General features: G+C 58.3%; 17 protein-coding genes. 13 read left to right on the plus strand and 4 right to left on the minus strand.

What is annotated here, in order from left to right; genetic code table 11:
* Positions 1-96: 96 nt before the first annotated feature.
* The 4 genes from coaBC (at position 97) to slmA (ending at position 5,554) form a co-directional block, all read left to right on the plus strand.
* Positions 97-1,311, plus strand: coding sequence for a bifunctional phosphopantothenoylcysteine decarboxylase/phosphopantothenate--cysteine ligase CoaBC (coaBC, locus tag ACXAG1_RS13325; RefSeq protein WP_475119953.1), 1,215 nt, complete (start codon positions 97-99; stop codon positions 1,309-1,311).
* An 84-nt stretch (positions 1,312-1,395) separates the two neighbouring features.
* A complete protein-coding gene (locus ACXAG1_RS13330; RefSeq protein ID WP_475119954.1) occupies positions 1,396-3,741 on the plus strand; it encodes a phosphomannomutase/phosphoglucomutase in 2,346 nt (781 codons plus the stop codon).
* A gap of 40 nt (positions 3,742-3,781) precedes the next feature.
* Positions 3,782-4,705, plus strand: a complete 924-nt coding sequence (gene argB, locus ACXAG1_RS13335; protein WP_475091220.1) for an acetylglutamate kinase — start codon at positions 3,782-3,784, stop codon at positions 4,703-4,705.
* Between the two features lie 237 nt (positions 4,706-4,942).
* On the plus strand, positions 4,943-5,554 hold the full coding sequence (gene slmA / locus ACXAG1_RS13340) for a nucleoid occlusion factor SlmA (RefSeq protein WP_475091221.1): 612 nt from the start codon (positions 4,943-4,945) through the stop codon (positions 5,552-5,554).
* A gap of 37 nt (positions 5,555-5,591) precedes the next feature.
* On the opposite strand, the gene ACXAG1_RS13345 is transcribed toward slmA, so the two are convergent.
* A complete protein-coding gene (locus ACXAG1_RS13345) occupies positions 5,592-6,188 on the minus strand; it encodes a hypothetical protein (protein ID WP_475119955.1) in 597 nt (198 codons plus the stop codon).
* Between the two features lie 135 nt (positions 6,189-6,323).
* Complete coding sequence (gene pyrE / locus ACXAG1_RS13350) at positions 6,324-6,980, minus strand: orotate phosphoribosyltransferase (protein WP_475091223.1); 657 nt, start codon at positions 6,978-6,980, stop codon at positions 6,324-6,326.
* Between the two features lie 123 nt (positions 6,981-7,103).
* Between pyrE and ACXAG1_RS13355 the strand changes: the two genes are divergently transcribed.
* On the plus strand, positions 7,104-7,871 hold the full coding sequence (locus ACXAG1_RS13355; protein WP_475091224.1) for an exodeoxyribonuclease III: 768 nt from the start codon (positions 7,104-7,106) through the stop codon (positions 7,869-7,871).
* Between the two features lie 92 nt (positions 7,872-7,963).
* Here the strand turns inward: ACXAG1_RS13355 and rph are convergent, their stop codons facing one another.
* Positions 7,964-8,683: a ribonuclease PH gene (rph, locus tag ACXAG1_RS13360; protein WP_475091225.1), complete on the minus strand. Its 720-nt coding sequence runs from the start codon at positions 8,681-8,683 to the stop codon at positions 7,964-7,966.
* 158 nt (positions 8,684-8,841) lie between these two features.
* On the opposite strand from rph, the gene ACXAG1_RS13365 reads away from it, so the two are divergent.
* The 4 genes from ACXAG1_RS13365 to ACXAG1_RS13380 all read left to right on the plus strand — a co-directional run bounded on the left by ACXAG1_RS13365 (position 8,842) and on the right by ACXAG1_RS13380 (position 14,596).
* Entirely contained in the window at positions 8,842-9,711 is an 870-nt protein-coding gene (locus ACXAG1_RS13365) for a YicC/YloC family endoribonuclease (RefSeq protein WP_475119956.1), read from the plus strand.
* Positions 9,712-9,718: 7 nt separating this feature from the next.
* Positions 9,719-10,969: a glycosyltransferase gene (locus tag ACXAG1_RS13370; RefSeq protein ID WP_475091227.1), complete on the plus strand. Its 1,251-nt coding sequence runs from the start codon at positions 9,719-9,721 to the stop codon at positions 10,967-10,969.
* Between the two features lie 36 nt (positions 10,970-11,005).
* Entirely contained in the window at positions 11,006-12,208 is a 1,203-nt protein-coding gene (locus ACXAG1_RS13375; protein WP_475091228.1) for an MFS transporter, read from the plus strand.
* A gap of 309 nt (positions 12,209-12,517) precedes the next feature.
* Positions 12,518-14,596, plus strand: coding sequence for a S8 family peptidase (locus tag ACXAG1_RS13380; RefSeq protein WP_475119957.1), 2,079 nt, complete (start codon positions 12,518-12,520; stop codon positions 14,594-14,596).
* An 84-nt stretch (positions 14,597-14,680) separates the two neighbouring features.
* On the opposite strand, the gene ACXAG1_RS13385 is transcribed toward ACXAG1_RS13380, so the two are convergent.
* The gene (locus ACXAG1_RS13385) at positions 14,681-15,223 is read right to left on the minus strand and encodes a carboxymuconolactone decarboxylase family protein (RefSeq protein WP_475091230.1); all 543 of its coding nucleotides are present in this window, start codon (positions 15,221-15,223) and stop codon (positions 14,681-14,683) included.
* Between the two features lie 235 nt (positions 15,224-15,458).
* On the opposite strand from ACXAG1_RS13385, the gene ACXAG1_RS13390 reads away from it, so the two are divergent.
* From ACXAG1_RS13390 to ACXAG1_RS13405, 4 genes are all read left to right on the plus strand, one after another.
* Positions 15,459-16,031: a TetR/AcrR family transcriptional regulator gene (locus tag ACXAG1_RS13390; RefSeq protein WP_475091231.1), complete on the plus strand. Its 573-nt coding sequence runs from the start codon at positions 15,459-15,461 to the stop codon at positions 16,029-16,031.
* A gap of 287 nt (positions 16,032-16,318) precedes the next feature.
* Positions 16,319-17,323 (plus strand): hypothetical protein, encoded by a 1,005-nt coding sequence (locus ACXAG1_RS13395; protein ID WP_475091232.1) that lies wholly within the window; start codon positions 16,319-16,321, stop codon positions 17,321-17,323.
* A 29-nt stretch (positions 17,324-17,352) separates the two neighbouring features.
* Positions 17,353-17,832 (plus strand): hypothetical protein, encoded by a 480-nt coding sequence (locus tag ACXAG1_RS13400; protein ID WP_475091233.1) that lies wholly within the window; start codon positions 17,353-17,355, stop codon positions 17,830-17,832.
* A 97-nt stretch (positions 17,833-17,929) separates the two neighbouring features.
* A complete protein-coding gene (locus ACXAG1_RS13405; RefSeq protein WP_475091234.1) occupies positions 17,930-18,985 on the plus strand; it encodes a hypothetical protein in 1,056 nt (351 codons plus the stop codon).
* Positions 18,986-19,067 lie beyond the last annotated feature (82 nt).

The following is a 19,067-nucleotide window of genomic DNA, read 5'->3' on the forward strand; positions in this document are numbered from 1 at the left end:
TCCCCTGCGAGCCCGCAACTACTGCGCATGGCCCATATGGCCACCGGCGCTAAAATGGTAATCTTACGCGCTCCCAGCGTTTCGGAAACACAGAATATGCCCAAATTGGCCGACAAACGGATACTGCTTGGCGTCTCTGGCGGCATCGCTGCCTACAAAAGCGCCGACCTGGTACGCAGGCTCCAGGATCAGGGCGCCCGCGTGCGCGTGGTCATGACCGCCGGTGCCCAGGAATTCGTGCGTCCGCTTACCTTTCAGGCCCTGTCCGGCAACCCGGTGCATACCACCCTGCTGGACCCGGCTGCCGAAGCCGCCATGGGGCATATCGAGCTGGCCAAATGGGCCGATGTGATTCTGATCGCTCCAGCGAGCGCCAACGTGATGGCAAAGCTTGCCGCCGGCTTGGCCGATGACCTGCTCACCACCCTGTGCCTGGCCACCGAAGCACCGGTAGTACTGGCACCGGCCATGAATCAGGCCATGTGGCGCCACCCGGCCACCCAGACCAATGCACAGACCTTGCAAGCCCGGGGCGCGACCTTGCTGGGACCGGACGCCGGCAGCCAGGCCTGTGGCGATGTAGGCCCGGGCCGCATGCTGGAGCCACTGGATATTGTCGAAGGGCTGACAAATTTTCTGCAGCCCCCGCAGGTGCTGGCCGGTAAAAGAGTCACCATCACCGCGGGGCCCACCCGTGAGGCGCTGGACCCGGTGCGTTATTTAAGCAACCACAGCTCCGGTAAGATGGGTTTTGCCATTGCCGCCGCCGCAGCGCGTGCCGGTGCCGAAGTGACCCTGATTGCCGGCCCGGTACGGCTGGAAACGCCCAAAGGAGTGACGCGTGTAGATGTGGTCAGCACCGACGAAATGCTCGCCGCCTCTGAGAAAGCCGCCGACCGCTGCGACCTGTTTATCGCCGCCGCCGCGGTAGTGGATTTCCGCCCCGCAATCGTCGCAGACCAGAAGATAAAGAAAGAAGACGGCAACGACAGCGACGTACTGAGCCTGGTGAAAAATCCGGATATCGTCGCCACCATCGCCGCGCGCACCACCATGCGCCCGTTTGTGGTGGGCTTTGCCGCGGAAACGGAAAAAGTTGTGGAACACGCGAAGGGTAAGCTCGCACGCAAGAATCTCGACATGATTGTGGCCAACGACGTAAGTAACCCGGAAGGGGGCTTCAATAGTGATCGCAACGAGGTAACGCTGATCGACAAGAATGGCGAACAGCCATTACCGCCTGCGCTGAAATCCGAGCTCGCCACAAATTTGATCGCACGCATTGCAGCACGTGCATTTCCGAACGAATAAATTACGAAACCAACAAGTACATAACAACACACAAGATTCAGAGCCCACAATAACTGAACCGTGGTCTGGGGAGACTGAAAAGTCGTGGCCGTACAAGCACAAACTCAAAACAAGCCTCTGTGGCACAGTGGCCTGACGCTGCCAGCCCTGCTCGCAACTGCCCTCTGGCTGGGCGGCGCGCACCTGCTGATGTCGAATGTAATTTCCAAGCACAATACAGACAGTGTGCGCGAAGCGGCACAGCAAAAAGCCGACAGCTATGCCAGACAACTGGAAGTTTTTTTCGGCCAGCGGCAGCAGCAACTGAAAGACCTGCAGCCTCTACATAAATCTGCCATTCGCACCGGCACCAGCGCAGTTACTCAGGCATCGGTACAATATTTCAGGACCGACGAGCTGCAGGTGGGCACCGGGAAGCCGCCGCTCAATTTCGCTCTGGTGGATCTACTGAAGCGCAGCCAGGAGGATGGCGAACAGAAACCTGAATTCCTGCGCAATGAAGGAGACGAGTGGCAGCTTTACAGCGCGCGTCCGCAACCGGGGGGTGCATTGCTGGTCGCGCAGCCGTTCGGCGTATTCGAACGCGAACTGGCAAAGCTGGACTCGACGCCAGGCAGTATCCAGATAGCACAGCAGTTTCCCGACGGCCCGGCGCGCCCGCTATGGAATTCGCCGGCGCAAGCCTCCGGTGGCGATGCCGCTTTCGCGCCGGTGCCCGGGAGCTATATAAAAGTATCGTTCACACCATCGACAATTTTCGCCACCAAGCACCGTATTCCGGGCCTGTGGATATATAGCGCTGCGCTCATTGGCCTGCTGGCCAGCCTGTTAGCCTTGCGCCAGCTGGTCCCCGCAGAGGGTGGCGCTGCCCCCTGGGAAAAAGCCGGACGCCACGGCAAGGCCACAACCAGAAACGGACTGCGTAAAGAAGACCTGGAAAAACCACCACAGGCGAAAGAGAACACCAGCACTGCGGTAGCCGCCGCACCTTCTCCAGCGCCGGCAGCCCCACAGGTGGAAGAGGCCTCTGCCAGCGACCTGATGCGCACCCCGAGCACCGAAATTCCCGCGCACGTATTCCGTGCCTACGATATTCGCGGTATCGCCGGCGAAGAAATCAATGAGCCCTTTGCCTATCAGCTTGGTCGCGCGCTGGGTACCATCGCCTTGCAGGCGGGACAGAAGTTGTTGCTGGTCGGGCGCGATGGTCGCAATAGCAGTGAGCTGCTGCGGGATTGCCTTGTTGAGGGCATTCTGGAGAGTGGCTGCAACGCCGTCGACCTCGGGCTGGTTCCGTCACCGGTACTCTATTTCGCCTGTGCCAAGGGCAGGAATGCCAATAGCGGCGTGATGGTTACGGCGAGCCACAACCCGGCGGAGTACAACGGCTTCAAGATCGTGATGGATGGTCGCCCGCTGGCAGATGACAAACTGCGGGAGCTGCAAGGGACGATGCAGAGCATCCAGGTTTCCAGCGGAAAGGGTAACCACAGTGCCCAGGACATCAGCGACACCTATATCGACGAAATCTTCAATGATGTAGCGCTGGCCGGGCAACCCAATATTGTGATTGATGCCGGTAACGGTGCCACCTCAACCCTCGCGCCGGCGCTGTTCGAGCAGCTGGGCTGCGCGGTGGAAACACTCTACTGCGAAGTGGACGGCAACTTTCCGAACCACGCACCTGATCCGTCGCGCCCTGAAAATCTGCAGGACCTGATTGCTGCGGTGAAAGGGGAGAGTGCGGACCTGGGAATTGCCCTGGACGGCGACGGCGACCGGGTAACGCTGATTACCGGCAGCGGACGTATCGTCTGGGCGGATCAGCTGGTGATGTTGTTGGCACGGGATATTCTCGCGCGCAACCCGGGCTCCGATATCGTATTCGATGTGAAGAGCTCCCGTGCGCTGGCAGACCTGGTCACCCAGTACGGCGGACGCCCGGTTATGTGGAAAACCGGCCACGCACCGATGAAGACCAAGATGCTGGAAACCGGCGCGCTGCTGGGCGGCGAACTGTCTGGCCATATTTTTATCAAGGACCGCTGGTACGGCTTTGATGACGGCATTTACGCCGCCGCACGGATCCTCGAGATCATGGCACTGCGCGAACAGAGCCTCGATGAATTACTCGATTCGTTACCGCAGATGGTGAACACACCGGAAATTCTGCTGCCGGTGGCGGAGGGCGACAAGTTTGCGCTGATCGAGCGCCTGCGCAGCGAAGCTAAATTCGCGGGAGCAGACCTCAACACCATCGACGGCCTGCGCATCGAGTTCGCCGACGGTTGGGGCCTGGTGCGCGCCTCCAACACCACCGCCGCACTGACCCTGCGCTTCGAGGCCGACGACGAAGCCGCCCTCGCGCGTATTCGCGAGCAGGTGGCCAACCAACTACAGAAAATCGACCCCTCTCTGGTGCTTCCCTAAGCACCAGGCGGCAGTCTCCCCAAGCAGTAAGGAAAACGCTATGTCCCTGGATCAGAAATCCGCCCTGCGCGTCGCACAGGTTCTCAATGAAGCGCTGCCGTATATCCAGCGCTTTATCGGCAAGACCGTGGTGGTCAAGTTCGGCGGTAACGCCATGGTGGACGAGGAGCTGCAGAACAGCTTCGCCCGCGATGTGATCCTGATGAAGCTGGTGGGCATGAATCCCGTGGTCGTGCACGGCGGCGGCCCGCAGATCGGCGATCTGCTGAACAAGCTCAGTATCGAGTCCCGCTTTGTGGACGGCATGCGCGTGACCGACAGCGAGACCATGGATGTGGTGGAAATGGTGCTCGGTGGCACCGTGAACAAACAGATCGTCAACCTGATCAACAAAAATGGCGGCCGCGCCGTGGGTGTGACCGGCAAGGACGGCCTGCTGATCCGCGCGAAAAAGCTGCGCCGCAAAGAGGAGACTGCCGGTCTGCACGCGTCGGAAATCATCGATATCGGCCATGTGGGCGAAGTGGAAAGTGTCGATACCGGCGTGATCGACATGCTGCTCAACAGCGATTTTATTCCTGTAATCGCGCCAATTGGCGTGGGCAGAGGAGGCGAGTCCTACAATATCAATGCCGACCTCGTGGCCGGCAAGATTGCCGAGTACCTGAAAGCAGAAAAACTGATGCTGCTGACAAATGTGGCGGGCCTGCAGGACAAAGAGGGAGAGGTACTCACCGGCCTTTCCACCCTGGAGGTTGACGGCCTGATCGCCGATGGCACCATTTACGGTGGCATGCTGCCGAAAATCGCCTGTGCGCTGGACGCGGTGAAGGCGGGTGTAACCTCCGCGCACATCATCGACGGCCGCGTGCCGCACGCAGTGCTACTCGAAATCTTTACCGATACCGGCGTCGGCACCCTGATCACCAACGCCAACCTGAGTGACAATGCGGATGATGATTGACCGACACCCTGCGTGATCTCTATCACATAACCGGTGTTAACGATCACTAACAATTGATGGCATGGCGTCGAATCGTTACGATTCTGGCGCCGGTTTACAGGCTTTCGGCGCAGTAATCTTTTTATTGTAAGAACGCGGGCTTCTGACACCCCAGCGCTGAAAAGCCACGATACGAGACCAATACCGGCACAACAACAAAATCAGATCCCGGCTGAATACTCCGGGCAAAGGCAGTTCATGAGCAGCGAAAAAATCAATCGGCGCCAGCAGATCCTCCAGGCCCTGGCCCACATGCTGGAAGCCAGCCCCGGCGCCCGCATCACCACTGCGGCACTGGCCAAAGAAGTGGGATTCTCCGAGGCGGCGCTGTACCGTCACTTCCCCAGCAAATCCAAAATGTTCGAAGGTCTTATCGAATTTATCGAGGAGACCATATTCAGCCGCATCAAGCTGATCATGCAGGACGAGCCCAGCGCACTGGCGCGCTGCCAGAAGATCCTACACCTGTTGCTGGCCTTTTGTGAGCGCAACCCGGGCATTACCCGCCTGCTTACCGGCGACGCCCTGACCGGTGAAACCGAGCGCTTGCACGGCCGCATCCTGCAGCTGTTCGACCGTCTGGAAACCCAACTCAAGCAGATTCTCCGTGAAGCGGAGCTCCGCGAGCAGTTGCGCCCGGCGATTCCGTTGACTGCCGCCGCCAACCTGCTGCTGGCCAGCGCCGAGGGGCGCATCGTTCAGTACGTAAGAAGTGGTTTCAAACGTAAACCGACGGAGCACTGGACGGAACAGTGGCCGGTACTGGTTGCGGGATTTTTCCGGGAAAGCGCACTGGCTGCGCAAGGGTAAGAATCGGGAGAGAACAGCGAGCCGGCTGAATCAATCGTCAGTTGCCGGCTATTTCCTGGTAGCGGTTGGCAGCCTGGTCGAACTCGCTGTTGATTGCTACCGCTTCTTTTTCACGCAATGCCAGACGCTCGTTGACCACACTCACCTCCTTGCGCAGGTTTTCAATCCGCTCAAGCAGTACTGCAGCAATGGTACCGCCATTGCGCTGGGTACGCGCGGCGACCGACTCTTCGCTCTCGATCTGTCGATTGAGCGAGGTCATATTAGAACGCAGGATCGCAATATCCTGCTGCACAATGGCAAGTTTGCGCTTACGCGCAGATTCGATGTCGGCGAGGCTGTTATAGCGCTTCAGCAACTGCAGGTCCGCTTCCTTTTGGGCTTCGCGACGTTGCTTTTCCTCCAGCTCCTTGCCTGAAAGCTCAGGAGCCACCACCTCCAGCACACGCCCGGTAGCGGTTAGCACCTCGTAACCACCGGCCACATAACGGGGAGGCACCACATCGTCCAGCACCTGAACGCCGTGTTCGTTGGTATAGCGGTACAGCCTCTTGCCGTCCCACCCCGAGTCTACAGCTCCGACATCCATTGTCAGAAGAGCGCCGGCCATTGCCAGCGCGATTGCGGTTTTCACACCTGCCTCATTTTTTGTTCACTCTAAACGCCACTCGTTGATCAAAGATACTCCCGAGCACCGAGGGTTTGAGAGTACCCCACAACTAGTCCGGTGTAGTTAGCCCCATAGGGTTAATTACGTATTCCTACCCGCCTAACCTTCAGCGGAAACACCGTACTTCTGGCGATAGCCAATAATCCGCTGCAGCAACTCGTCGCTGGCAGCTTCCGACTTAAGATAAGAAATAATATCGTCCAGTTCCACAATCCCGATCACAGGAATACTGTATTCCTGCTCAACCAGCTGAATCGCGGACAGATCCGTATCGTCGTTGGCCTTCTCCTGCCGGTTCAGACCGATCACCACACCCGCGGGCTCGGCACCTTCGGCCTGAATGATCTGCATCACTTCGCGCACCGCTGTTCCGGCCGTAATCACGTCATCGATGATCAAAACCTTGCCTTTCAGCGGCGCACCCACTAAGGTTCCGCCCTCGCCGTGGTCCTTGGCCTCTTTCCGGTTGTAACAGAAGGGTTTATCAACCCCTTTCTGTGCCAGTGCCACCGCGGTCACCGCACCCAGCGGGATGCCTTTGTAGGCCGGCCCAAATATGACATCAAACTCCACTCCAGAGGCAATTATCGCCTCCGCGTAGGCATTGCCCAATGCGGCGAGCGCCGCACCGCTGTGGAAACGGCCGGCATTAAAGAAATAGGGGCTTTGGCGCCCGGATTTCAGCGTAAAATCCCCGAAACAGAGCACATCGTGCTCCAGGGCCAGTTGTATAAAGTCGCGCTGGTACTGCTGCATGGCAATTTGATAACTATTGGCTAAGGTGAAGGAAGGTCCCCACGGAAAGGGGAGCGGCAATCGAAAAATGTTCAGACGAATAACGACTGCAATTTTACACAGTCCGCTGGTAAGGGGCTAATAATGCGAATAGTGAGCTTGTCCGTTGATGGTGTGCACCAGGCTGCGCAGCGCGGACTCTATGATTGGCTGGCGGAACAGGACGCAGACATCATCTGTCTCCAGGATCTCCGTTCACTGGAGCCGGAGCTGGATCACCCCATCTTCCATCCGGACGGTTACTACAGTTATTTCTTTGATTCCGGGACCCCCCATGAAAATGGCGTGGCCATATATACCCGTGCCCAGCCGAAAGCGCTGATTTACGGGATGGGCTTTGCCAATGGCGTGGATATGTACGGCCGCTACCTCCAGGCAGACTTTGAGCGCCTGAGCGTTGGCTCCCTGCTGGCGCCCGTTGCCAGGGATGAGGCCTCGCTGGAAGTAAAAGTCCAGTTCTTCGACGATATGCAAGCCCATCTGGCCAAGATAAGCCGCAAGCGCCGGGATTTTATTTTCTGTGGAAACTGGGGCATGGCACACCGTCGCGCCGATGTGCAGAACTGGCAGGACCATCAGGACACTCCCGGATTCATGCGCCACGAACAGCGCTGGTTTGACCAGCTGTTCAACGATATCGGCTATATCGATGCCTTCCGCCGGGTGGTGAAAGACGCGGATGAGTTTACCTGGTGGCCGAGCGGCGAACCCGGCAAGGGCGACGGCTGGCGCACGGATATGCAGATCGTGTCCCAGACCCTGAAAAACAAGATTGAATACGGCGCCATCAACAAGAACGTCAATTTTTCCAGCCACCTGCCGGTGATCATGGATTACGATCTGGAAGTGTAGCTTTCCGTTACGCGATACCAAGATGCAAAAAGGGCCCGCTGGAAATCCAGCGGGCCCTTTTTGTATGGCGATCGCAAGTAAACGCCGGGGACCTATTCCGCCAGCGCCTTCTTCTGCAGTTCCACCAGCTCTTTAATACCGGCCTTGCCCAGCGCCAGCATCTCCGCAAACTGATGCTCGGTAAAGGGCGCACCTTCGGCGGTACCCTGTACCTCGATCATGCCGCCGTCTTCCGCCATCACCAGGTTCATATCGGTATCGGCATTGGAATCTTCCGGATAATCCAGATCGAGCACCGCAGCGCCGTCATAAATACCCACCGAAATTGCCGCCACCATGTTTTTCAGCGGATCGGTGGCGATCATTTTTTCGCGCTGCATATAGCGGATGGCATCCACCAGTGCCACGCACGCTCCGGTAATCGACGCGGTGCGGGTACCGCCGTCGGCCTGGATGACATCGCAGTCCAAAGTGATCTGGTGTTCACCGAGGGCCTTCAGGTCCACGGCTGCGCGCAGTGACCGGCCGATCAGCCGCTGGATTTCTACCGTGCGGCCACCCTGTTTGCCGCGCGCCGCCTCCCGGCCCATGCGCGAACCGGTAGAGCGTGGCAGCATGCCGTACTCAGCGGTAATCCAGCCGCTGCCCTGACCGCGCAGAAAACGCGGCACTTCCGCCGCCACCGAGGCATTGCACAGCACTTTGGTGTCACCGAATTCCACCAGCACCGAGCCCTCCGCATGCCGGGTATAGTTGCGGGTGATGCGCACATCGCGCAGTTGTTCCGGTTTGCGGCCGCTGGGTCGCTGCATAAAGCACCTCTGATTAATCGGGAATTGTAAGAAAAGTGTGATGGTTAACTTTCAAGGCCCGGCATTATAGCCATCTGAGCACACAATCACCCTGTGCTATGCTTTGCCGCTGTTTTTTCACCCCTGATCTCAACGCATTTCCGGAGTACGGCAATATTATGGCCAACAACAAAGTGCGCAGCATGACCGCCTTCGGGCGCGCGGAAGTCAATTATTCCACCGGCACTGCGGTGTGGGAGATGCGCTCCGTCAATCATCGCTACCTGGAGCCTCACTTCCGCCTGCCGGAAGCCGGCCGCGCACTGGAGCCAAAGTTACGCGAATTGCTACGCAAATCCCTGAATCGCGGCAAGGTGGAAATGACACTGAACCTGAAGCCCAGCAGCGGCGAGGTTGCGGGTATCAAGGTCAATCAGGCACTGGTGGAGGAACTGGTCAAGGCCGCCGCTCAGGTCGCTCCCGACAGCCAGCCCCTGAACCCGCTGGAAGTACTCAAGTGGCCGGGCGTCATTGCGGAAGCGGAGACCGATGCGGAAGAGCAAGCCGGTGCCATTCTCGACGGCTTCAGACAGGCACTCAAACAGGTTGTGGAAAACCGCGAACGGGAAGGGGCGGAGCTCGCCGGTTTCATTGAAGCGCGCATCAAAGGTATCAATGAGCAGGTCACCACCGTGCGTGCACTGCTGCCGCAGATTCTTCAGAACCAGCGCGAGAAGCTGAAAGGTCGCCTGGAAGAGCTACTGGAAGAAATCGACAAGGACCGTATCGAGCAGGAAATTGCCCTGCTGGCGCAGAAGGCCGATGTCGATGAAGAACTCGACCGCCTAGAAGCCCACATCACCGAAACCCGTCGCGTGCTCAAAAACGGTGGACCTATCGGCCGCCGCCTGGACTTCCTGATGCAGGAGTTTAACCGGGAAGCGAATACGCTTTCGTCCAAAGCGGTGGTCACCGACACTACCCAGGCCGCAGTGGAACTGAAAGTGCTGATCGAGCAGATGCGCGAGCAGGTGCAGAACATCGAATAATCCGCTGATGTCCCGCAAAAGCCCCAATGCCGCCGACAGGAAAGTGGCGCTGCTGATCGCCAAGCAGTGGCCAGAACCCGCCTCTACGGCTGCCGGCAGGCGCACTCTGGATATTCTCGAGCTGCTTCACGAGGCGGGCTATCAAATAGAAATTGGTAGCCCAGCGCAGCCCACCCCCTTCCAGGCGAGCACCGGATTTGGCGAGCACCGGATCGATGTGAACGAATCCAGTTTTGACACCTGGGTACGCGCACTGAAACCCACCCTGGTGATTTACGACCGCTTTATGATGGAGGAGCAGTTTGGCTGGCGGGTGCGCGAGCAGTGCCCGAATGCGCTCACCCTTCTCGATACCAGCGATTTCCACAGCCTGCGCGAGGCGCGCCACCAGGCGCTGAAGAGCGGCCAGCCGGTAAACCTGTTCAACGCGAGTGCCGAGCGCGAAATCGCCGCCATGGCGCGCTGCGATCTCACCATCATGATTTCGCAGGTTGAAGTGGATTTGCTAAAGCAACATTTCTGCCTGCCGGACTGGCAACTGCACTACCTGCCTTTTCTGGTGCGGGAAATTCCGGACTTTTCCGCTCTGCCCGGCTTTGCCGAGCGCCAGCATATGGCGATGATCGGCGGATTTAAACACGCGCCCAATCGCGACGCGGTGCGCTGGTTGGCCGAAGATATTTGGCCAACGCTGCATTCGCTGCTACCGGGTGTAGAGTGCCATGTGTACGGGGCATATGCCGATCATGCCATGCAGCAATTTCACAAACCTGGGGCAGGGTTGCGGATTATCGGCCGTACCGACGATGCGCTCGCAACGCTCTCGCGCTATCGCCTGAATCTCGCCCCGTTGCGATTCGGGGCGGGGCAAAAAGGAAAGATTCTCGACGGCTGGCTTTCCGGCACACCCACCATCACCACGCCCATCGGTGCGGAATCCATGGCATCACCGGATGCCTGGGGCTACGCGTTATCAGATGGTCCGGATCAATTTGCAGAAATCGCCGCGCGTATCTACCAGCACGAGGCAGACTGGCTGGCGGTGCGCGAAGCCAGCGCTCGGGCGCTGCATACGGGATTTTCCCATGCATCCCACGCGCAGGCGTTTATCGAACGCATCGAGTCCACCACCCACTGCCTCGAAGCGCATCGCAATCGCAATATGTGGGGGCGTATTCTGAGAAGAACCGAACATCGCGCGGAAGAATTCATGAGCCGCTGGATCGAAGCAAAAAACAAATTGCCCGGTGCCAGTTGACCTGAACGCTCGGTTTATATTTTCCATGTGATCTCCATGCCACTCTCACGCCCAATTACCATCATCGCCGTAGCTCAACTGTTGGGCACGTCGCTCTGGTTCAGCGCGAACAGTGCCGCAGATTCTCTCGCAGTGAGCTGGCAGATTAGCGCTACCGATATGGGCTGGCTGACCAATGCCGTGCAGTGCGGTTTTATTCTGGGCACGTTGATACTCGCCCTCGGCGGCATCGCCGACCGCTTTCGCGCAAGCCAGATTTTTATCCTGAGCGCACTGGCAGGGGCGCTGTTTAATGCCTGCTTTGCCTGGCTGGCGGACGGTTTGACCAGTGCATTGGTGTTGCGTTTTTTTGTCGGGGTTTGTCTTGCGGGTATTTACCCCATGGGCATGAAATTGATCGTGAGCTGGGAGCCGCAGCGAGCCGGTGTGGCGCTGGCGCAACTGGTGGCAATGCTTACCCTCGGCACCGCCTTGCCGCACGGCATGCGGGAAATCGGTGCAGGGGTGCCGTGGCAGTGGATCATCAGTGCTTCATCGGTGCTGGCAGTAATTGCCGCTGCTTTCATTCACCGCCTTGGAGATGGTCCACACCTGCCACAACCCACTTCAGCCGCTCTTCCACAGCCGGAACATCGCGGGTTCAGCCAGCCAGCGGTGGTACAGGCTTTCCGTATTCCTCAATTTCGGGCCGCCGCCTGGGGTTACTTCGGCCATATGTGGGAACTTTACGCTTTCTGGGCGATGGTTCCGCTACTGGTTTCAAGCACGGCTTTATTCGAGCAGTTTCCGGCACTGGGAATTCCCGGGCTATCCTTCGGGATTATCGCCGCTGGCGCACTGGGTTGTGTTTTGGGCGGGATACTTTCGCGAAAATTTGGCAGCGCACCGATTGCCATGGGTGCACTTGCAACCTCAGGTTCTTGCGCACTGCTTTTCGTTTTGCTCTGGGACAGACTACCCGCACTCTGGTTGGCGGTGTTGCTGCTGATCTGGGGTGCCACGGTGATTGCGGACTCGCCGCAGTTTTCTGCACTCTCCGCCACCGCCTGTCCCGGTGAAATCGTCGGCGCAGCGCTGGCCATTCAGAACTCCATTGGATTTGCCATTACGGTCATTTCAATCGCTGGTGTCAGCACACTTTTCGAGTTGAGCGGACCCCAGGCAATCTGGTTGCTGCTACCCGGTCCGATATTCGGCCTGCTGGGCTTCACGCTTACCATGCGGCAAACCGCGCGCTGAATTCGAATTACCTTGTACACCTGACCGAAAATCAAATCGGTGCCAGGCGCCGAGACCTCCATCACACCCCTCCCCCAATGGGTTACGATCGTACCAATTAAGACCTAATTTTGGCGCGAAATCCAAAGAGTTGTCCCCATTTTCAATTGCGGGCGCAATGAACCTCCTCGTTATACCAAAACCTTGGGAAATAAATCCGCAACAAAATTGCGGGGAAAACCCGGGTTGCCGCACAGGAGTATCGCGGTGTTTTCACGGCGGCTCTACCCAGCGCCGCCGATAAAAATAATTATGGAGAAATTCGCAACAATGAAATTATCAGCGTTATTGAAACCTTCCCCCGGTGCCGTCCTCGGCGCAGCGACGCTTTTGCTGAGTGCCACCTTCGGCGCGAGCTATTCAGCCCATGCCGTCGAGCCGGAACTGTCCGCCATGTCTGTGGCGGCGGACGAGGTGATTACCGATCGCATCATCGTGAAGTACAAAAGCACTCTCGCCGGTGCAAACTCCATGGCCATGTCCCAAACCGCAATCGATCGTATCGCGCAAACGGCCGGTCACCGCTTCAAACATATGCGCCGCCTGGCGACCGGTGCGCAATTGATGAAGCTGGAAAAGCGCGCAAGCAAAATGGAGTTGGACGCAATCATTGCGCGACTGCAACAGGACCCGCAGGTGGAATACGCAGAGCCAGACCGGTTGATGCAACCTATGGCAACCCCCAACGACAGCAACTACAACCAGCAATGGCATTACTTTGAAGCCACCGGCGGCCTCAACCTGCCTGCGGCCTGGGATGTGACTCAGGGGGAGGGCGTTGTGGTTGCCGTGATCGATACCGGCTATCGCCCGCACGCGGACCTCAATGCCAACCTGCTGCCCGGCTATGACATGATCTCCGATACCACTGTGGCCCAGGATGGTAACGGCCGTGACAGCGACGCCAGTGACCCGGGTGACTGGTCCCCCGCGGGCGCCTGTGGTGCGGGACAACCGGCACGCAACAGCAGCTGGCACGGTACCCACGTGGCCGGGACGATTGCCGCTGTTACCAATAACGGCACCGGTGTGGCCGGCGTTGCTTACAAGTCGAAAATCGTACCCATCCGCGTACTTGGCCGCTGTGGCGGCTACACCTCAGACATTGCCGACGGCATTATCTGGGGTGCTGGCGGCAGTGTCAGTGGGGTTCCGGCCAACGCCAACCCGGCGCAGGTATTGAACCTGAGCCTGGGCGGAGGCGGTGGCTGCGATACCACCACACAAAATGCCATCAATACCGCACGCAGTCTCGGCACTACGGTGGTAGTGGCCGCGGGTAACTCCAATGCCAATGCCGGGAATTACAGCCCGGCGAGCTGTAACGGGGTTATCACTGTAGCCTCCACCAACCGCGCCGGCAGCCGTGCCTACTACTCCAACTACGGCAGTGTGGTGGATGTGGCAGCGCCCGGTGGCGAAACTTCCGTGAGTTCCAACGGCGTACTTTCCACACTCAACAGCGGCTCTCAGGGCCCCGGCAGTGACAACTACGCCTTCTACCAGGGCACCAGCATGGCAGCTCCCCACGTGGCGGGCGCCGCGGCACTGCTGTACGCCGTTGATAGCGGAATTACTCCGGACGAGGTTGAGTCCACCCTGAAGAATACGGCGCGCGGCTTCCCCGGTTCCTGTAGCCAGTGCGGCAGCGGTATTGTCGACGCGGCGGCGGCAGTAGACGCGGCCAATGGTGGTGGCGGTGGCGACCCGCAGCCTGGCGATGGCGAGCTGACCAACGGCGTGGCCGAGACCGGCCTCTCTGCAAGCTCAGGTCAGGAACTGCGCTTCACCCTGGATGTCCCGGCGGGTGCGAGCAATCTGAGCTTCCAGATTTCCGGTGGCAGCGGCGATGCGGATCTCTACGTACAGTACGGCAGTCAGCCCACCACTAGCAGTTACGAGTGCCGCCCCTACCTGAACGGTAACAACGAGACCTGCACCATCAGCAATGTGCAGGCAGGCACCTATCACGTAATGGTACGCGCCTACAGCAGCTTCTCCAGCGTCAGCCTGGTGGGCAGCTTTGATGAAGGCGGCAGCGGCGGCGCCACCGGCTGGACCGAAACCAACGTAGCCGGTGCGGCCAACGCCTGGCAGCACTTTACCCTCGATGTAAACAGTGGCATGGCATCACTGGAAGTGCTCATGAGTGGAGGCAGCGGCGACGGCGACCTGTATGTGCGCTTTGGCAGCCAGCCCACCACCAGCAGCTACGATTGCCGTCCCTATCGCTGGGGCAACAACGAGAGCTGCAGCTTCAGTAACCCGCAGGCGGGCACCTGGTATATCAGTATCCGCGGATACAGTGCCTACTCCGGCGTAACCCTGCAGGCTGAAGCCGCCCCCTGATAGCCGTCACAAGAACGACCCCTCCTTGATTGGCCGGCCTTTGCCGGCCTTTTTTGTAGCGGGTTTTTATCCGGCAGGAACGGATTACTTCACAAACGGCTGGAACTGCTTGTCGACCGGAGTATCGGCGAAGTGATTGATGTAATTACTCATCACCTTCTGCGCGACACCCACAATAATTTCCAGCAGCTGTTGTTGGCTGTAGCCCATATCGTAGAAGCGCTTTACTACCTCGTCGGATACCACACCGCGATCGCGCACTACCGCCAGGGTTGTCTCCCGCAGTACTTCCAGTTTTTCCGTCGGCAAGGGCGTTTTATTGCGCAGAGCCTCGTTGATTTCGTCGTCCACTTTCATGGATTTGGCAATCGCGCTATGGGCGGGCACACAGTAGTGGCAACCGTGCTCCACATTGATTGCCTGCCACACAACGGTTTTTTCCTCAGCAGAAAAGGAAGTATTGAGAAACTGTTCGTGCAGCACCTGATAGGACTTCAGTGCCGTCGGTGCCTCTGCCATTACCCCGTGCAGGTTGGGGATAGAGCCGAACGCATCAATGGAGTTCTGCAACAGCGGCTTGCTGTCTTCCGGTGCGCTTTCGATATCGTGAATCTTGAAGTCGGACATATCGTACCTCTTTTTCCTCTCTTACCTCTCGTGCCTCTGGGCGTGTAGATCACCTGACAAGTGATAGTGATCAGCTCGGGCAACCGCACTGGCGGCCCATATTTTTGAGCAGATGATCAAGAATGCACAACCTACCCAATTTTGAGCATATGTTCAAGACCTGGCAAATTTGCCGAAACCGGCTCCCGGCCATAAAATTGAGCGCCTGATCAACCCATCAACCAGGTGAAGCACCATGGCCAACACGGCAAAATTCGATCGCCGGGAAGTGCTGGAAAGCGCTACACGCCTGTTCTGGCAGAAGGGTTATCACGGCACCTCCACGCGGGATATCCAGCAGGCTACCAACCTGAAGCCGGGCAGTATTTATGCAGCATTTGGCAGCAAATCTGGACTTTTTAGCGAAGTTCTGCACTTTTATGCAGACAGTATGGCAGGCCAGCTGTCGCAGGTTTTAACTGAACACGACACAATCATCGGCGGGTTGCGCGCCTTCATGCGCCACGTGATCCTGGAGGGGGGCGACGATGCGCCCAGCGAGCTGTGCCTGCTGGCCAAATCCCTGTCGGAGCTGGAAGAGGGCGAGGCAGAATTACTGAATGAGACCCGCAGACTGCTGGCAGCGACCGAGCAGCGTTTTCAGCAGGCGCTGGCCAGGGCCGTCACCAACGGTGAGCTGCCCGTGAGCACCGATACCGCTCTGGCAGCGCGGCAATTGCAAATCCAGCTGATCGGCCTGCGCAGCTATTTGCGTGCCACCGGCGACAGGGCCGCCGTCGAGGAGCTGGTTTCGCGGTTGTTTAATTGATCCTGTCGCAGCAGCGCGCGCAGGGATCACAGAGTGCGGACCGACCCGCAATGGCTCGGCCCACTCGCCATTCAGCCGGTACTCGTTGAATTACGCGTCCAAAGCTCAAAAATTCTCCGTTCTTTATTGGTTTAATGAGGCGCAACACCCGCGAAACCTGTAATCTCGCACCTAATCGTGTCAATATTGCCGCAGTGAAAAACCAAAAATTACTGTGACTCTAATCACAAATATAAGTATTCGTTCGGAAATACATTTACGTCTATTAAGACCACTAAGGGGTAACCATGGGTATCTTTGTCCGCAACTGGCTCGCCGGGTGCGTAGCACTGTCGCTGTCCCAAATTTCATTCGCGGCCGGCACAGATGCCGGTACCGACATTACCAACACCGCTACGGCGAGCTTTACCAATAGCCTCGGTGCCTCCCAGTCCGTTGACTCCAATACAACCACGCTGAAGGTCGACGAGTTGCTGGACGTAACGGTGACTTCCAATGACTCAGGCAATGTCTCCGTGGTTTCCGACGAAACTGGCGCAGTCCTTTCGTTTACGGTTACCAACACCGGTAATGGTGAAGAAAACTATGACCTGGACATCGACAGTGCATTGACCGGCGATGATTTTGATCCGGAAAACGTCCAGATCTATATCGATGCCAACGGCAATGGCAGCTATGACCCCGGTACCGACACCCTGTTCACCCCGGGCAGTTCAGCCGCACCGCTCCTGGATGCCGACGGCGCCATCACCGTATTCCTGGTTTCGGATATCCCCGACGCACTGAGTAACGGCGACACTGGTCTCGTCGAACTGACCGTAGAATCGGTGACCGCTCAGGCCAATGCCGGAGCGGAAGTTCCGGGCTATGTGTTTGCCGGTCAGGGCGACGGCGGCGGCGATGCGGTAGTAGGCAGCAGCACGGCCCTGGTGAGCGAACAAAACGCCTATCTAGTTGCACAGGTGGAAACCACATTCACCAAGAACCAGAGCATCGCCGATCCCTTTGGTGGCACCAGTGCGGTTCAGGGTTCAATCATTACCTACACCCTCACCTTCGAGTCTACCGGCACCGGCACCATTACCGGCCTGGTACTCAGTGACAACATCCCCGATAACACCAGCTATGTTGCGGGCTCCATTACCCTCGACAGCACCGCAAAAACCGACGCATCCGGCGATGATGAGGCCACATTTGAATCCGCTGCGTCTCCGCAACGTATCGATGTAAACCTTGGGGATGTTACCCCCCCAACAACACACACCGTTACGTTCCAGGTGCAAATAGACTGAGCCCTGACGGACAGCCATAGGAGGTTGCCTTGAAAACAACACTCATTGCCCGGGCACTGGGCGCACTGATATTCGCCATCGCCATGCCTCTCGCGGCCGCGGTGGAGTTGGAAACCCGCGCCTACCGCGAGGTGGAAGTGAACAGTGCCAGTGGCACCCCGGAGAAAAAGCTGGAAGCACTGGAACGCGCTGCACCGGGCCAGGAAGTTGTGTATGTGATTCGCTACCGCAACTCCGGTGACGAGCCGGCGCAAAACCTGGTTGTGAATAATCCGGTCCCCGCGCAAATGCGCTATGTCGCCGATTCTGCCGAGGGGAGCGGCACCACCATAGAGGTCAGTGTCGACGGCAGTAACTTTGCGGATCTCGCAACCCTCACCGTCACCGCAGACGACGGCTCCACCCGACCAGCTCAGGCGGACGATGTCACGGCGGTGCGCTGGATCCTGAACGGTAATCTGCCCGCCGGCGGCTCCGGTGAGGTGCGTTACCGGGCAGTACTGAAGTAGACAGTGAACCCTTTTTTAAAACAGCGAAATAAGAACACCTTAGATATTTATCGGTTGCTCATCGCACGGAAGATCAATAAACCAGGAGTGAATCCCAGTGAACTTCTTCAATAAAAATGCCCGCGGACTCGCCTCCCTGGGCGGCCTGCTCATGGCAGTTCTAGCCCCCCAGGCGCTTGCAGACGGAACCGCTGCGGGCACCCAGGTAACCAACACCGCCAGCGTGGAATACCAGGTAGGCGGCGTGGCACAAACACCAGTCGACAGTAATGACGAAGTGTTTACCGTCGACCGCGTCATTCGCATGACCCTGACCCCCGACGACAGCCCGGTGACTACCGTTCCCGGAGCCACCGCACAGGTCACCACCTACACCCTGACCAACACCTCGAACGACACTCTGGATTTTGACCTGAGTGCGATCAACGCCGCGAATGCGGATATGGGTGCTCTCGGAACCGACAATATCGACGCCAGTTCCGTAACCGTATTCTGGGACACCAACGGCAACGGTGTTTATGACCCCGGTACCGACACCGCCACCACGGTTGACAATCTCACCGGCGACGCGGGCGGCAGCGATGACAACCAGACCAAAGTGTTTGTGGTTGTCGATGTCCCCAGCACCGCCACCGACAGCGATATTCTTGGCGTCGAGCTGACCGCGTCGGCGCTCGACGGTGATGGCAGCGCGCTGACCGAAACCAGTGGCGCCAACACCACCGGTGAAGACACAGTGTTTGGCGATATCGCAGGCGCTACCGATGGAGCGCGCGATGCCGCAATCAGCAGCTACGGTGCCTACGCGCTGGAGTCCGCCAGCATTGCGGTCGCCAAAAGTTCAGAAGTGATCGAAGACCCGTTCAACGGCACAACTGATCCCAAATTCATCCCGGGTGCGACCGTTGAGTACTGCATGGTTGTTACCAATAGCGGTAGCGCGGCGGCCACCGACGTTACCCTGACGGATGACTTCCCAAGTCAAACCACCTACGTGGCCAATTCCATCGCCACCGGTACCGGTGGGACTTGTGGTGCCAATACCGATGGCACACCCCTGGGCTCCGAATCTGGCGGCGAGGTCACTGCAACCTTCACCTCCGTCGGCGCCAGCAACAGTGTCTGGGTCAGTTTCCAGGTCACCCTGAACTGACGCCAGTATGGGGGCTCCCGGGGTGATCTATACCCGGGGCCCTTTACATTGAGCACCCCAAGTTGGATCTGCGATCGCAAGG

The sequence above is a fragment of the Microbulbifer sp. ABE4_465 genome (assembly GCF_056160765.1).